The 14,403-nt window shown below is 40.5% G+C and carries 13 protein-coding genes; 6 read left to right on the top strand and 7 right to left on the bottom strand.

From position 1 onward, the window contains the following. Nucleotides 1–117: 117 nt before the first annotated feature. Genes yfiB through yfiR form a run of 3 tightly spaced genes read right to left on the bottom strand, consistent with a single transcriptional unit; the run spans nucleotide 118 to nucleotide 2,419 of the window. Nucleotides 118–600 carry an outer membrane lipoprotein YfiB gene (gene yfiB / locus CAP51_RS02495; protein ID WP_087619172.1) on the bottom strand — a complete coding sequence of 161 codons (483 nt, stop codon included), beginning with the start codon at nucleotides 598–600 and terminating at the stop codon, nucleotides 118–120. A gap of 17 nt (nucleotides 601–617) precedes the next feature. After that, on the bottom strand, nucleotides 618–1,856 hold the full coding sequence (dgcN, locus tag CAP51_RS02490; RefSeq protein WP_087619171.1) for a diguanylate cyclase DgcN/YfiN: 1,239 nt from the start codon (nucleotides 1,854–1,856) through the stop codon (nucleotides 618–620). Then, the gene (gene yfiR / locus CAP51_RS02485; RefSeq protein ID WP_140404394.1) at nucleotides 1,856–2,419 is read right to left on the bottom strand and encodes a regulatory sequestration protein YfiR; all 564 of its coding nucleotides are present in this window, start codon (nucleotides 2,417–2,419) and stop codon (nucleotides 1,856–1,858) included. Before yfiR ends, dgcN begins: the two co-directional genes overlap by 1 nt. A gap of 269 nt (nucleotides 2,420–2,688) precedes the next feature. Between yfiR and acnA the strand changes: the two genes are divergently transcribed. The 6 genes from acnA (at nucleotide 2,689) to CAP51_RS02455 (ending at nucleotide 9,335) form a co-directional block, all read left to right on the top strand. Further along, entirely contained in the window at nucleotides 2,689–5,445 is a 2,757-nt protein-coding gene (gene acnA / locus CAP51_RS02480; protein WP_087619169.1) for an aconitate hydratase AcnA, read from the top strand. Nucleotides 5,446–5,995: 550 nt separating this feature from the next. Then, nucleotides 5,996–6,190 carry a cytochrome oxidase putative small subunit CydP gene (gene cydP, locus CAP51_RS02475; RefSeq protein ID WP_087619168.1) on the top strand — a complete coding sequence of 65 codons (195 nt, stop codon included), beginning with the start codon at nucleotides 5,996–5,998 and terminating at the stop codon, nucleotides 6,188–6,190. Continuing rightward, nucleotides 6,187–7,770, top strand: coding sequence for a cytochrome ubiquinol oxidase subunit I (locus CAP51_RS02470; protein WP_087619167.1), 1,584 nt, complete (start codon nucleotides 6,187–6,189; stop codon nucleotides 7,768–7,770). The genes cydP and CAP51_RS02470 overlap by 4 nt, the downstream gene beginning before the upstream one ends. Beyond that, nucleotides 7,767–8,912, top strand: a complete 1,146-nt coding sequence (cydB, locus tag CAP51_RS02465) for a cytochrome d ubiquinol oxidase subunit II (RefSeq protein WP_087619166.1) — start codon at nucleotides 7,767–7,769, stop codon at nucleotides 8,910–8,912. Before CAP51_RS02470 ends, cydB begins: the two co-directional genes overlap by 4 nt. A gap of 21 nt (nucleotides 8,913–8,933) precedes the next feature. Beyond that, nucleotides 8,934–9,035: a cytochrome bd-I oxidase subunit CydX gene (gene cydX / locus CAP51_RS02460; protein WP_087619165.1), complete on the top strand. Its 102-nt coding sequence runs from the start codon at nucleotides 8,934–8,936 to the stop codon at nucleotides 9,033–9,035. A gap of 3 nt (nucleotides 9,036–9,038) precedes the next feature. Continuing rightward, nucleotides 9,039–9,335 (top strand): cyd operon YbgE family protein, encoded by a 297-nt coding sequence (locus tag CAP51_RS02455; RefSeq protein ID WP_087619164.1) that lies wholly within the window; start codon nucleotides 9,039–9,041, stop codon nucleotides 9,333–9,335. A 62-nt stretch (nucleotides 9,336–9,397) separates the two neighbouring features. On the opposite strand, the gene CAP51_RS02450 is transcribed toward CAP51_RS02455, so the two are convergent. The 4 genes from CAP51_RS02450 to CAP51_RS02435 form a co-directional block, all read right to left on the bottom strand. Beyond that, nucleotides 9,398–10,030, bottom strand: coding sequence for a LysE family translocator (locus CAP51_RS02450; RefSeq protein ID WP_087619163.1), 633 nt, complete (start codon nucleotides 10,028–10,030; stop codon nucleotides 9,398–9,400). A 73-nt stretch (nucleotides 10,031–10,103) separates the two neighbouring features. Beyond that, nucleotides 10,104–10,925, bottom strand: a complete 822-nt coding sequence (locus CAP51_RS02445; protein ID WP_087619162.1) for an AraC family transcriptional regulator — start codon at nucleotides 10,923–10,925, stop codon at nucleotides 10,104–10,106. 70 nt (nucleotides 10,926–10,995) lie between these two features. Then, nucleotides 10,996–12,396, bottom strand: a complete 1,401-nt coding sequence (locus CAP51_RS02440; RefSeq protein WP_087619161.1) for an efflux transporter outer membrane subunit — start codon at nucleotides 12,394–12,396, stop codon at nucleotides 10,996–10,998. 18 nt (nucleotides 12,397–12,414) lie between these two features. Beyond that, nucleotides 12,415–14,403, bottom strand: a complete 1,989-nt coding sequence (locus CAP51_RS02435) for a MacB family efflux pump subunit (protein WP_087619160.1) — start codon at nucleotides 14,401–14,403, stop codon at nucleotides 12,415–12,417.

Below are 14,403 nucleotides of genomic sequence, written 5' to 3'. Positions count from 1 at the left end.
GCAGAATTTTTATTTGAATGAGAAAATGGTAGCAAGGTGATTAAGACTTTTTAATTTTTAATCCTTCACACAAAAAGCAATGCCGAAACATTGCTGATTCAAAAATTTTTTTTATCATCAAGGCACAACAATAATAGCAACCCGACGGTTTTCACTACGGCCTTCTTCAGTATCATTGCTCGCAATTGGTTTGCTTGAACCATAGCCAACAATTTTAATATTATTCTCTACAAAGCCATTTTGTTGGGCGATATATGCAACACTTTGGGCACGTTTTAATGATAATTCTTCATTATATTGTGCATTACCGGTATTATCAGTATGTCCTTGAATAATAATTTTATTAATTTTAATCGATTTTAATTTTTGGCTAAGCTGTGCAATGTTGTTTTGTGTATCCGCGTTAATTAAATATTGATCTGATTCAAACAATAATCGTGTTGGCATATCCAGTACCCAACCTTCTTCGGTATAGGTAAAGCCTTGTTGTTTTAACACTTTAATTTGATGACGTGACAAACCACCGAGTCCTAGACATCCGCTGAGTACGATTGCTAGGCCGAGTATCATAAAAAGCTTGAGATTGTGATGAGTTTTCATAGGCGCCCTTGGAAAAGTTAATAAGAGGATTGATGATCATATATCGCCAATTTTTGTATATCACTTAATTTGGCTTGATACATGGCCTGATCTGCTTGATGAATTAAGTCTTCAACCGATTTTGCATTGGAAGATAGTGCAATACCAATACTAAAGCTAAACTGGATGCTAAGATTGTCAATTGAAAGCGGAATATCACTAACATGCAATAGATTCTGGGCAACAGTCATCGCATAGATTGGCTTGTTAATATTCAGTAATAATACAGCAAACTCATCACCGCCGATACGTGCCAGAAAATCATCTGAACGTAGCGCCAGTTTCAGGCGAATCGCCATTTCACGCAGTACCGCATCACCAAATAAATGTCCATGTGTATCGTTGATTTCTTTGAAGTTATTATTATCAATATAAAGTAAAGCAAATTGCTGTTGATCTTGGCTTTCAAACAGTTGAGTGAGTTTTTGATTAAAATAGGCACGGTTGGGAAGTTGCGTTAAGGTATCATGCAGGGCACGATGTTCTAGATGAGAGTTTTCCTGTTGCAGATGAGTATGCCAAGTTTGAATCTCATCCAGTAAGGCATTAAAACTTTGAGAAATTAAATTAAACTCTGCAATATGTCCTGACGGAACCCGTTGGTCAAAATCGCGATGTGCCGTCACAGACTCTGTGGTTTCAGTCAACGTATCTAGTGAATAACTGATTTTTTGATAAATCAGCCGTGTGCTAAAGGCGATAAGCATTAGGGCAAATATCACACTGATCGTAAATAAAATCAGAAATTGCTGTAAAAAATTAATCAGGGGAATAACACTATTGACCACTTTAATTTTGGCAATGGTCTGTCCATTGTGAACAATATCGGTATGTCCTGCTCGATCTGAAATTAACCAGCCTTGTATTTTTTCGAGTACAGGTGAATAAAAGCTGTGTTTGGCATCATCATTGATATAAGAAATGAGTTGTCCATTGACATGTGTGACCTGAATACTTTCTAAGGGATATTTTTCGATGAAGAGCAGCAGTGTTTCATCCACTGTTTGTTTATCATCGAATACCACTGCCGCCTGTAGCTGTTCTGAAAGTGCTTGAGCAATTAATTGTAGATTATATTCAGAATATTTTTTAAATGTATGGGCTGCAATGCCGGTCATACCAACTACGCAGACCAGAAAGATTAGTAGCGAGAGATAAGCTTGTGATTTGATCAGATAAGACTTTAGCGAAGTTTGCGAGGAAATAGGTGTAAACATCACTCTTGTTCCTCTTGCTGTTGCGAGAGTAATAATACTTTTGAATTCACTCTCACTTGTGATGCTTTTAAACTGTCTAAATTGACTTTGAATTTATATTGATTTTTAGCCATATAAATACAAAATGAACTTCCGACACTACATTCTGGATTATTTTCTGAGATGGTTAAAATTTTGATCGGATTGTGATTAATAATTTGCTGTTGAACCGTATCAGAGGTTTGTACAAAATAAAATACCTGACAATGTGTTGCCGGATTTGAGGCAATGGGCTTTAGTAATTGTTCAGCAGTGTAATTGAAAAATTTTACATTGGGGGGTTGGATAATCTGAGGTGTAGGGGAAAAAATATTTGAGCTAATAAAGTTTGCTGGGCCATCAATCACACAAAAATTAATTTGATTTAAATGCGTTCCCCAAGATACATAACTTAAAATGCCTGAAACCAAATGATTAGCGTTTACAGGAAGCGCTTGAGCATGATGCAGTGGCATTAAGCCTAAACTAAAGAGCAGCGCTGCTTTGGAAAAATAAGATTTTCTCCATGACATAAATGCTTTCACTCATTCAAATAATCATTTTCATGGCTTGAAATATACAATAAATAGACAAATTTCAACAGTGATAGAGCCCATTAAATTTGTAATAAATGCGAACTCATTCGAATTTAATGCTTGAGATGCTGCAAACATCTTTCTTTATAGGACCTGATTCTTTCGGTTAAAAAAATAAATGCATACATTTAATACAATGAAAAAGTGGTATGGTTATTTTTATGTAATTCGGATTAATAATTAAACAATTTTAACCGCCAAGCCGAAGGAGAAAGACCATGGCTAGCTATGCCCAAAAAAATAGTTTTGATAGTCTGGATTGTCTAGAAGTCAATCAGCAACAATATTACTTTTTTAATTTAAACGCAGCTGAAAAAAAATTAGGTTCAGTTGATCGGCTACCAAAATCATTAAAGGTTTTGCTGGAAAACTTATTACGTTTTGAAGATGGAATTACAGTTAAGGCCCCGGATATTCAGGCCATTGTGGATTGGCAGAAAATAAGGACCTCAGAACAGGAAATTCAGTATCGTCCTGCCCGTGTATTGATGCAGGATTTTACCGGTGTGCCTGCTGTGGTTGATCTAGCTGCAATGCGAGCTGCGATGCAAAAAGCGGGCGGGGACCCTGAAAAAATTAATCCATTATCCCCTGTTGATCTGGTGATTGATCATTCGGTTATGGTGGATCATTTTGCTACACCGCAAGCTTTTTCAGAAAACGTAGAAATTGAGATGCAGCGTAATGGTGAGCGTTATCAGTTTTTACGTTGGGGACAATCCGCTTTTGATAATTTTCAGGTCGTGCCGCCTGGTACAGGTATTTGCCATCAGGTCAATCTTGAATATTTGGCACAGGCTGTATGGACCAATGAAGATGATGCCAAGCAGTATGCATTTCCTGATACGCTAGTTGGTACAGATTCACATACCACCATGATCAATGGTTTGGGTGTGCTGGGCTGGGGTGTGGGCGGGATTGAAGCTGAAGCTGCAATGTTGGGGCAGCCTGTTTCGATGTTGATTCCAGAAGTGATTGGATTTAAGTTGACCGGTAAATTGCGTGAAGGCATTACTGCGACAGATTTGGTCTTAACTGTGACCCAGATGTTGCGGCAAAAAGGTGTCGTTGGTAAATTTGTTGAATTCTATGGCGATGGTCTGGCAGATTTACCTCTGGCAGATCGGGCGACAATTGCCAATATGGCACCGGAATATGGTGCAACTTGTGGTTTTTTTCCGATCGATCAAGTGACCATTGATTATCTGGAACTGACAGGACGTCATCCGGATCGTATTGCATTGGTTAAAGCTTATAGTCAGGCACAGGGCTTATGGCGTCATGCTGGTGATGAACCTATTTTTACTGATAGTTTAAGTCTGGATATGTCAACTGTTGAACCGAGTCTGGCAGGACCGAAACGTCCACAGGACCGTGTGGTATTGGGTCAGGTACCACATGCTTTTCAAGCTTTTATGGATTTAAGTCTAAAGCCGACCAAAGAAGAATTACGTTTTGAAAATGAAGGCGGCGATACAGCGATTGATGTAGAGCAGGCATCCTTTGAAAATACCGATAATGGTATTTTCTTTGAGCTTGATGGACAAAAATATCCACTACAAGATGGCGATGTGGTAATTGCAGCAATTACTTCATGTACCAATACTTCCAATCCTAGCGTTATGCTGGCAGCAGGGCTGGTGGCAAAAAAAGCTGTAGAAAAAGGCTTACAACGTAAACCTTGGGTAAAAAGTTCACTGGCACCCGGCTCCAAAGTCGTAACGGATTATCTCAATGCTGCAGGCTTAACCCCTTATCTGGAACAACTTGGCTACAATCTTGTTGGTTATGGTTGTACCACATGTATCGGAAATTCAGGTCCTTTACCGCAGCCGATTGAAGAGACGATTCAAAGCCATGATTTAACCGTTGCCTCGGTGTTATCCGGTAATCGAAATTTTGAAGGTCGGGTGCATCCTTTGGTTAAAACCAATTGGCTGGCTTCTCCACCGCTGGTGGTCGCTTATGCGTTAGCCGGCAGTGTGAAAAAGGATATTACTGCTGAGCCGATTGCGCAGGATCCGCAGGGCAATGATGTCTATCTAAAAGATATCTGGCCGACACAGGCAGAAATTCACGCAGCATTGCAGAGTGTGACAACAGGAATGTTTAGTCAGGAGTATGCAGCTGTTTTTGATGGGGATGAAACATGGCAAGCCATTCAGATTCCACAATCACAAACCTATGCTTGGCAGGCCGATTCGACCTATATCCAACACCCACCATTTTTTGAAGATATTGATCAGCCACCGGCTGCTATTACCGATATTCATAATGCCAGAATTCTGGCGATTCTGGGTGATTCGGTGACAACAGATCATATTTCTCCTGCGGGGAATATTAAAAAAGATAGTCCGGCAGGCCGTTATTTGCAGTCGAAGGGTATTGAGGCTAAAGATTTTAACTCCTATGGCTCACGGCGTGGTAATCATGAAGTGATGATGCGCGGTACTTTTGCCAATATTCGGATTAAAAACGAAATGCTCAATGGCGAGGAGGGCGGTAATACCCTTTATATCCCGACTCAGGAAAAAATGGCCATTTATGATGCTGCAATGCTGTATCAAAAAGACCAAGTGCCTTTGATTGTGATTGCCGGCAAAGAATACGGTACTGGTTCATCACGTGATTGGGCAGCTAAAGGTACTAATTTGTTGGGTGTCAAAGCTGTGCTTGCAGAAAGTTTTGAGCGTATTCATCGTTCTAATCTGGTCGGTATGGGCGTTTTACCTTTACAGTTTTTAGCCAACGAAAGTCGGGTAACCCATCAGTTAACTGGTCAGGAACAATTGAGTATTGTGGGCCTAAGTGATGATATCCATCCTCATCAACAGTTGACAGTACAAGTACAACGTAGCAATGGAGAATATGAGGAGTTTCAGGTGTTATGCCGAATAGATACACTTAATGAAGTTGAATATTTTAAAGCTGGCGGAATTCTGCACTATGTGTTGCGGAATTTGATTGCGTCATAATTTTCCCCTTATAGATGTATTGACGACTTATTCACGATAAGGGATAAAAAGTTAATACATCTCTTTTATCATTCTGTAATTTTCTCTTTGTAAAATAATATAAATTTGGTCTGATAGGTTGGAATGGTTTAATATATTTTATTGATATAATTAAACTTATTTAAAAAATTAAAGATTTGATGAAGTATTTCTGCTCATACTGAGCACAGTCTGGGTAGATATTTTATTGATCTGTAGATGATGCATATATAAACCCAGTAAATTGGTAAGAATTTCTAAACAATATTCGATAAATAAAGTATTTTTTTTCATCAGTCAAAAAAACGATTAATTTTGTTTTTTTATGAGAAAAATCATTTTATCTTATAAATTGATAAGTATATATTTAAAATTAAAAAGCAATAAAATCATTATATTATTTAAATATTTGCATATAAAATGGACAATCTATAGCGGAACTGTCAGGTATGTTGGCACGTTTTATGAGTATGGCATTTGCGATCAATTGAGTAAATAATGTAAATGACCTAATTTTTCAATGGTTTTTCATATGAAAGACTGGCTTAACTTTAGCAATAAAACATTAGTTAGGGAGATCGCCATAATCCTTGTGATTAAGCTGATTTGTCTAATGGTTATTAAAGCAATCTGGTTTGATGCCCCTACGATTCCTAAGGACATTGATCATCAGGTTGCGCAACATATTGCAGGTATGCCATCTGCATCACAGGAGTCATCTCGATGATCTCAGAAGCGGTTGTTGATTTATCGCGGTTTCAGTTTGCCATGACCGCGATGTATCACTTTTTATTTGTTCCCCTTACTCTGGGTCTTGCTTTTATTCTGGCAATTATGGAAACCACCTATGTTGTTTCCGGCAAAGAAATTTATAAAGACATGACCAAATTTTGGGGTAAGTTATTCGGGATTAACTTTGCTTTGGGTGTTACCACTGGTTTAACCATGGAATTTCAGTTTGGTACAAACTGGGCATATTACTCGCATTATGTGGGTGATATTTTTGGGGCACCTCTGGCAATTGAAGGCTTAATGGCTTTCTTTCTTGAGTCTACATTTATTGGATTATTCTTTTTTGGCTGGGATCGCCTGTCTAAATTTCAACATTTGGCGGTTACATGGCTGGTTGCAATCGGTTCTAACTTATCTGCATTGTGGATTTTGATTGCAAATGGTTGGATGCAAAACCCAGTCGGTGCTGCATTTAACTTTGAAACCATGCGTATGGAATTAACAGATTTCGGCGCGTTGTTATTTAACCCGGTCGCACAGGTAAAATTTGTGCATACAGTTTCTGCCGGTTATGTAACAGGTGCGATTTTTGTTTTGGCAATTTCCAGTTATTACTTACTCAAAAAACGTGATTTGCCTTTTGCGCGCCGTTCTTTTGCCATTGCTGCAATTTTTGGTTTGGCGTCTACCTTATCGGTAATTCTATTGGGTGATGAATCAGGTTATGAGTTGGGCGATGTCCAAAAAACCAAACTTGCTGCGATTGAAGCGGAATGGCATACAGAACCAGCACCTGCAAGTTTTACTTTATTTGGTTTGCCAAATCAGGAAGAGCAACGCACAGATTATGCGGTGAAAATACCGTATGTCATGGGTTTGATTGCGACACGTTCTACGGATAAACAGGTTACTGGTCTGGTTGACTTGATGAAAGAACATGAAGGTCGTATTCGTAATGGTATGATTGCCTATGGTGAACTTGAACAATTACGTGCTGGCGATCGCTCTCCGGAATTATTGGCATCGTTTGAAAAAAATCAAAAAGATCTGGGTTATGGCCTGTTACTGAAAAAATATACAGAAAATGTTGCCGATGCCAACGATGAGCAAATTCAGTCTGCGGTAAAAGATTCTATTCCACACGTTGCAAGTTTGTTCTGGTCGTTCCGTGCTATGGTCGCTTCAGGTTTCTTGATGTTGTTGTTATTTGTACTGGCTGCATGGGCAGTGGTCAAACGTAATGCAGAAACCAAACCTTGGTTATTAAAATTTGCCTTGTTTGCATTGCCTTTACCTTGGATCGCTGCACAAACAGGTTGGTATGTGGCAGAGCATGGTCGTCAACCTTGGACAATTGGTGAGGTCTTACCTACCCATTTATCTGCTTCAAGCTTAAGTACAGGTGATTTGTGGGGCTCTATTCTTGCATTGGTGACTTTCTATACCGTGTTATTGATTATTGAAATGTATCTCATGATCAAATTTGCACGATTGGGACCAAGTTCATTACATACCGGTCGCTATCATTTTGAAAAACTTGATGCCCACGCCAAAACTCAGGAGATTCAATCATGATTGAATATGAAATCCTTAAAATTATCTGGTGGGTATTGGTCGGTGTATTGCTGATCGGCTTTGCATTAACCGATGGCTTTGACATGGGATCAATGGCGGTGATGCCGTTTGTCGGAAAAACAGACAGTGAGCGTCGTGCAGCCATTAATACCATTGCCCCACATTGGGATGGTAATCAGGTCTGGTTTATTACCGCAGGTGGTGCATTATTTGCTGCATGGCCTATGGTTTATGCAGTGGCATTCTCGGGCATGTACTGGGCGTTGTTGTTGGTCTTATTTGCCTTGTTCTTACGACCGGTTGGATTTGACTATCGTTCCAAGCTGGAAAATACCAAATGGCGTACTTCTTGGGATTGGGCATTGGCTGTTGGTGGTGCAGTACCGGCTTTGGTATTCGGTGTTGCCTTTGGTAACCTGTTTCAAGGGGTTCCCTTTGAGCTGGATAACACCATGCGCTCACAATACACAGGTAGTTTCTTTGCCTTACTTAATCCGTTTGCCTTATTAACTGGGATTGTGAGCTTAAGTATGCTGTGTGCACATGGTAGTTCATGGCTGATGTTACGTACCGATGGTCCGTTGCATGAGCGTTCCCGTAAATCGACTTTGTTGTGTGGTGCAGTATTTCTGGTGACCTTTGTACTTGCTGGTCTTTGGTTATATGCAGGCAATATCGAAGGGTATAGTTATGCACAGGCTATTGATACCGGTGCAGCATTAAATCCATTGGCCAAAGAAGTCTTAACCAACGCCAATCATGGCTGGTTTAACAACTATAGCCAGTATCCGATTACTATTCTTGCACCGATTGTAGGTATTTTAGGTGGTTTAATTGTGATTGGTGCTGCAAAAGCCAATAAATCCGGATTAAGCTTTTTGGGTACCAGTCTGTCTATTGTGGGTGCGATTTTAACAGCTGGTTTTGCGCTTGCTCCATTTGTCTTGCCTTCAAGTCTAGATCCGACTTCAAGCTTGACCATGTGGGATGCGGTGTCTAGTCAACGTACCATGATGGTGATGACTGTGGTTGCCTGTATTTTTGTACCGATTATTTTGTTATATACCGCTTGGGGTTACTACAAAATGTGGGGCAAAATTACCAGCAAACATATTGAAGCAAACTCGCATAGTTTGTACTAATTGCAGGTACGGAGAAATATTATGTGGTACTTCGCATGGATTTTGGGTGTATTGATGGCTTGCTTTGCAGGCGTGATTGCAGCCTTGTATATGGAAAATAATCAGGATCTTGATGAGGAATAGAAGATGAGTGAAGTGGTGATTGTAAAGAAAAGTTCAGTAAGTCAAAAGATGTTGATGGCTGTGTCTTTTTTGTTGGCATTGCCACTTGCTGCGATTCTTTTGATCTATCCGAATCTGATGCTTGATGCCAATGGTCATTATAGCCATAACGCCATGATGTTGATTATGCTTGGCATTTCAGGCGGTTTTATCTATGGTGTAGGATTTGTACCACAATTCTGGTTGTGGAAATGGTTATTCAGTCCTGTCGTTGCATGGCCGCTAATGCTATATGGCTACTATCTTTGGTTATTTAATTAAAGATACGTGTAAAAAAGTTTAAAAAAAATAAGGCCTCGAGATGAGGCCTTATTTTTTAGCAGTTAAATACAGTATTGCTTGAAAAGTAAACCGAATAATATGGCAGCAAAACAAAAAAATAACGTGGCGGTGATTTTCTCGATGATCGATAAATAACGATTAAACTTTTCCAGTACTTGAGGCCGTTGAAATAACCAGGCAATCAGCAGATCCCAGCTTAATACCACAGCAATCATCCATAAGGCATAAAATAATTGGGTCGGCAGACGAATATTCGGTCCTAATAAGCTGATCAATGATGCATAAAACAAGGCATTCTTCGGATTAAGCAAGCTGGATAATAAACCCATTAAAAAATATTGAAAGATGCTGCGTTGTCGTTGTAGATCGATGTGTTGACGTTCGGCAATAACGTGCTGTGTGCTTGCTTTAAAAATGCTAAAACTAAGGTAAAGCAGATAACAGCCACCTAAAAATTGGATAAAAGAGAAAAGCTGTGGATACTGGGCAAACTGCTTAAATCCTGTAAAGACCATTGCAATATATATTGCATTTCCAACTGCAATGCCTAGACATAAATAAAAACAGCAGATACGCGAACGGGTCAGAGATGTCCTTAAAATCAGGAAAAAATCCGGACCGGGAGAAAGCAATGCTAAAAAATGAGTGGTCGCAATCAGCAAAAAGGTATTCATGAGCAAATGTTAATTAAAAGTTCAAATGCCAATGATGTGAAAGAATGCAAGATGTGTATTGAAGAAAATTGCGCTAACTTACGTTTTGCGTCATGTATTGTTGTGGTGTTATGCCTGTAAATAATTTAAATGTACGCTGGAAATGGCTTTGATCGGCAAAACCCAGTTGATAGGCGATATCACTGATCGAGCATCGTTGCTGTAAATATTGGCGTGCACAATTAATGCGTAAATTTAACTGGAAATAATGCGGTGTAACACCGGTATGGGCTTTAAATAAGCGAATAATCTGGTAACGGCTTAAATCTGTCATCTGTGCAAGCTGTTGTAAACTTAACAGTGGGTTTAGGCTTAACTCGGATAAACAGGACTGTAATGGGGGGCGTTGTAAATAATCTTCCATGTCCAGAGACAATTGATCGGGCTGCGTATGCGTTAAAAATGTCTGAATAAAATCGGTAAAAGCCAGCTCTTTTTCAAAGTTTGAAGCACTGGAAAATAAACATTGGTTCATCTGACAAAAGTTTGTGTATAGCGCTTGATCATGCATAACATAAATATGCTGCAAATCTTTCATCAACAAAGATGATGTATCGAGCTCCTGTTTTAGTTGCTGCATCCATTGCGGCTGGATATGCAGCATCTGGTAACTCCAGCTATATTCTGCAACAGGATTGCAGGAATGGTACTGATTGGACGGAATAAAAACCAGATCACCCACATTAAGCTGATAGTTTTGACAGGATTTTGCATTAAAAACACTGCAACCGGCATCGACAGCGCCAATAGAATAATCATCGTGACTATGCGGCTGATAACAAACTCGGCTATCACAGGCTCGTCGCGATTCAATTAGAAACGGTAATGTGGGATCACGAAAGAATTGTGTGGTCATGTTAGGATTATAGGGGAATAGAAAATTTTAGACAAAACCGGATAAAAGTTTCCGGTTTTGTCAAAAAGCTTTATTCAGGCAATTGTGTCAGTGGTGAGCCACCTAATGCCTGCATTAAGGTAACATAGGCATTGTATTGGTTATAACGCATCTGTGTTAAGGAAATCTGTGCATTGCGGACAGATTCCTGTGCATCAAGTACATTTTTTAACGCTACTGCACCATTACGATATTGAACTTCATATAAATAGGCACTTTTTTCTGCCAGTGCCAAGGTTTTTTGTTGATGCTCAACTTGGTTACTGAGTTCAATGCGATTGGATAAGGCATTTTCTACATCGGCAAAGGCTTGATAAAGTGTTTTTCGATAATTAATGATTGAAGTTTGATATTCAAGTTCACTAATTTCCAGATTTCGTTGCATATCATTATATTGCAGGAAAGGCAGACTCAAACTTGCACCAAGTGCCAATGCAGGATTTTTCAACAACTCCGTTAATGAGGTACTGGTTGAACCCAAAGAACCGGTTAAACTAATCGAAGGGTAATAACTGGCTTTGGTGGCATCTTTGCTTACCAGCGCTTTGCGTAAACGTAATTCTGCTGCCTGTAGATCAGGACGACGGGCCAGAATTTCCGCAGGCAAGCCAGCATTGATATTGGGTAATTGGATGGTTGGCAGTTTATTTGGTTCATCAATATTTAACTGTTGCACAGGTTGATGTAGCAATACTGCCAGTGCAGTATGTGCTTCGACCAGTTGCTGGCGTAACTGGCTAATCGTTGCCTGTTGACTTTGTACTGATTGCTCTGCCTGTGTTAGCTCCAGACCAGATACTGCGCCTGCCCGATATTGCACCCGAACCAAATCTAACAGCTTATTACTGGTTGCCAGACTTTGTTGTGCCGCCGTCATACGCTCATTGAGATAACCCAATTGCCAGTACAAACTGCATGTTGTGGCAATTAGGCTTTGCGCTGTAGCCTGAAGATCTTGCTCGGTTGCCAGTGCTTCCCAGCGGGAGGCTTCGGTTTGATTGGCTAATTTACCAAAAAGATCCAGTTCATAACTGACATTGCCACTTAGGGAAAGACCTCGAGCACTGTTATCACCAGAACCTAGATCAAAATTATGACCTGTTGAAACACTTGAACCAACGCGCAAGCCTTGTTGATTTTCAGTCAATTTGGCTTGTAACCGTGCTTGTTTCAGTGCAATCCCTGCAACAGCCAGATCACTATTTCTGTCGATGACCTGATTGACCAGTTGGTTGAGCTGGGCATCATTGAATAAGGTCCACCATTGATCAGCAAACTGATCTACATCAGTTGTCCCTGAGCGCTGTTGTTGGAATTGATCCGGAATGGTAACAGCTGGTGCTTGATAAGGCGTTTTTACAATGGCAGAACAGCCAACCAGTGTGCCTGAAATAACCAGTGCAAGTGTTAATCGGGAAAAGTGTCTTGGCATGGAATGAACCTTTATATTTTATTCTCTGGAAAGAGCATTAACTGGGTCAAGTTGTGCGGCATTTTTCGCAGGTAAATAGCCAAATAATACGCCGATTAGACTTGAGCAAACAAAAGCAGCAATCATTGAGGTGGTTGAGTATGCCATCTGGAATGAACTACCTGCAAATTTCGTGATGACCTGTCCGAGGCCCAAGGAAAGAAGTACACCTAAAATCCCCCCAAGAATACAGACTAATACCGCTTCGATCAAAAATTGTTGCAGAATATCACTTTGACGCGCACCAACCGCCATACGCACACCAATTTCCTGAGTACGTTCTGTCACCGAAACCAGCATAATGTTCATAACACCAATCCCGCCGACCACCAGTGAAATCACTGCAATGGCAGATACCAGTAAGGTCATGGTTTGCGTGGTTTGTTGAATGGTTTCACGAATACTATCAGCATTTTGCGTAAACACATCGTTGGCACCATGACGTTGTACCAGCAAACTTAAAATGGCATTTTCCGCAGCAGAACTTGAATATTCATCTTTTACACGCACAATAATACTGCGTACATTGGATTGCCCCATAAAGCGACTGAGTACAGTAGAGTAGGGTAGATAGACATTTAAACTGTCTGAATTACCCAAAGTACTTTTCTCTTTTTCAAGTACACCAATAATCCGGCTTGGGACACTACCCAGTAGAATCACTTGTCCTACAGGATCGGTACCATCGGCAAAAAAAGTTGTCTTGGTATTTTGATCAATCACCACATCTTGACTGAGCTCTGTAATACTGGTCCCATCAAAAGCTTGACCCTCGGCAAAGCTTAATCCTTTGACATCAAAGAATTGATCACTTACCCCGTTTACTGTTGCAGAAGCTTCAGTTTCTTTAAATCGGGCGGTAATACTGGTATTGACTGTCGGACTAACCGCCTGTACATAGGGTTGTTCGGATAAGGCTACAGCATCACTGGGCACCAGTGTTTTGACCTGTGCAGTTCGTGAATTATCCCCGAATCCCCGTCCCTGAAATACCGTAATGGTATTTGTTCCCAAACTGCTGATATTTTCCAGGATTTGTTTTTGTGAACCATTTCCGAGTGCGACCACAGAAACCACGGAGGCGATACCGATGATAATCCCCAGCATGGTCAAAAATGTACGCATACGATGGGCATTCATTGAAATCAGTGCCATTCTAAAGGCTTCACTGAGTCGATCAAGGAAGGCTCTAATGCTTGATGATTTCTTTTTCGGTTCACGAATGAGGGTTTGTGGTTCGGTAATCGGCGCTTCACCATCGGCATAGACCGGCGTATTGGGTTGATCCGAGATAATATTCCCGTCACTGATCTCGATAATACGGGTAGCATTTTTTGCGACATTGATGTCATGGGTCACAATAATCACTGTATGACCCTTGGCATTAAGTTCACGCAAAATCCGCATAACTTCAACGCCACTATGCTTATCTAATGCACCTGTCGGTTCATCAGCAAGTATGACATCACCACCATTCATCAAGGCACGTGCAATAGAAACCCGTTGTTGTTGTCCGCCAGACAATTGACTTGGACGGTGGTTAAGCCGATCACTTAACCCTAGATCAGTTAGGATCTGGGCCGAGCGCTCATGACGCTGTGTCGGATTAACTCCTGCATAGACCGCAGGTACTTCAACATTACCCGATGCGGTTAAATCGCCAAGCAAGTGATAACGCTGGAAAATAAAACCAAAATATTCCCGTCGCAGCTGTGCCAGTTGATCAGGTTCCAGCTTTCCGGTTTCCTGCCCCTGTACCCGATAACTTCCGCCACTCGGTTTATCCAGACAACCAAGAATATTCATCAAGGTGGACTTACCAGAACCTGATTGCCCAATAATGGCAATCATTTCACCGGGATAAATCTTAAGATTGATGTTTTTTAAAATCTGAACAGTGCCTTCACCAGCAGGGAATTCACGAGTCAGATTCTTCACCTCTAGTAGAGGTTGAATGTCCTGACTCAT

Origin of the sequence: Acinetobacter populi, assembly GCF_002174125.1 — a bacterium.
In the GTDB taxonomy this organism is placed as follows: Bacteria; Pseudomonadota; Gammaproteobacteria; order Pseudomonadales; family Moraxellaceae; genus Acinetobacter; species Acinetobacter populi.
This window is presented reverse-complemented; position numbering and strand designations above follow the sequence as displayed.

Excerpts from the sequence above, each read along its gene's own strand:
- CAP51_RS02445 (WP_087619162.1), bottom strand. The coding sequence starts at position 10,925 with ATGACCACACAATTCTTTCGTGATCCCACATTACCGTTTCTAATTGAA.
- CAP51_RS02440 (WP_087619161.1), bottom strand. The coding sequence starts at position 12,396 with ATGCCAAGACACTTTTCCCGATTAACACTTGCACTGGTTATTTCAGGC.
- CAP51_RS02450 (WP_087619163.1), bottom strand. The coding sequence starts at position 10,030 with ATGAATACCTTTTTGCTGATTGCGACCACTCATTTTTTAGCATTGCTT.
- CAP51_RS02455 (WP_087619164.1), top strand. The coding sequence starts at position 9,039 with ATGAGTGAAGTGGTGATTGTAAAGAAAAGTTCAGTAAGTCAAAAGATG.
- yfiB (WP_087619172.1), bottom strand. The coding sequence starts at position 600 with ATGAAAACTCATCACAATCTCAAGCTTTTTATGATACTCGGCCTAGCA.
- cydP (WP_087619168.1), top strand. The coding sequence starts at position 5,996 with ATGAAAGACTGGCTTAACTTTAGCAATAAAACATTAGTTAGGGAGATC.
- dgcN (WP_087619171.1), bottom strand. The coding sequence starts at position 1,856 with ATGTTTACACCTATTTCCTCGCAAACTTCGCTAAAGTCTTATCTGATC.
- acnA (WP_087619169.1), top strand. The coding sequence starts at position 2,689 with ATGGCTAGCTATGCCCAAAAAAATAGTTTTGATAGTCTGGATTGTCTA.
- CAP51_RS02470 (WP_087619167.1), top strand. The coding sequence starts at position 6,187 with ATGATCTCAGAAGCGGTTGTTGATTTATCGCGGTTTCAGTTTGCCATG.
- CAP51_RS02435 (WP_087619160.1), bottom strand. The coding sequence starts at position 14,403 with ATGAGTCAGGACATTCAACCTCTACTAGAGGTGAAGAATCTGACTCGT.
- cydB (WP_087619166.1), top strand. The coding sequence starts at position 7,767 with ATGATTGAATATGAAATCCTTAAAATTATCTGGTGGGTATTGGTCGGT.
- cydX (WP_087619165.1), top strand. The coding sequence starts at position 8,934 with ATGTGGTACTTCGCATGGATTTTGGGTGTATTGATGGCTTGCTTTGCA.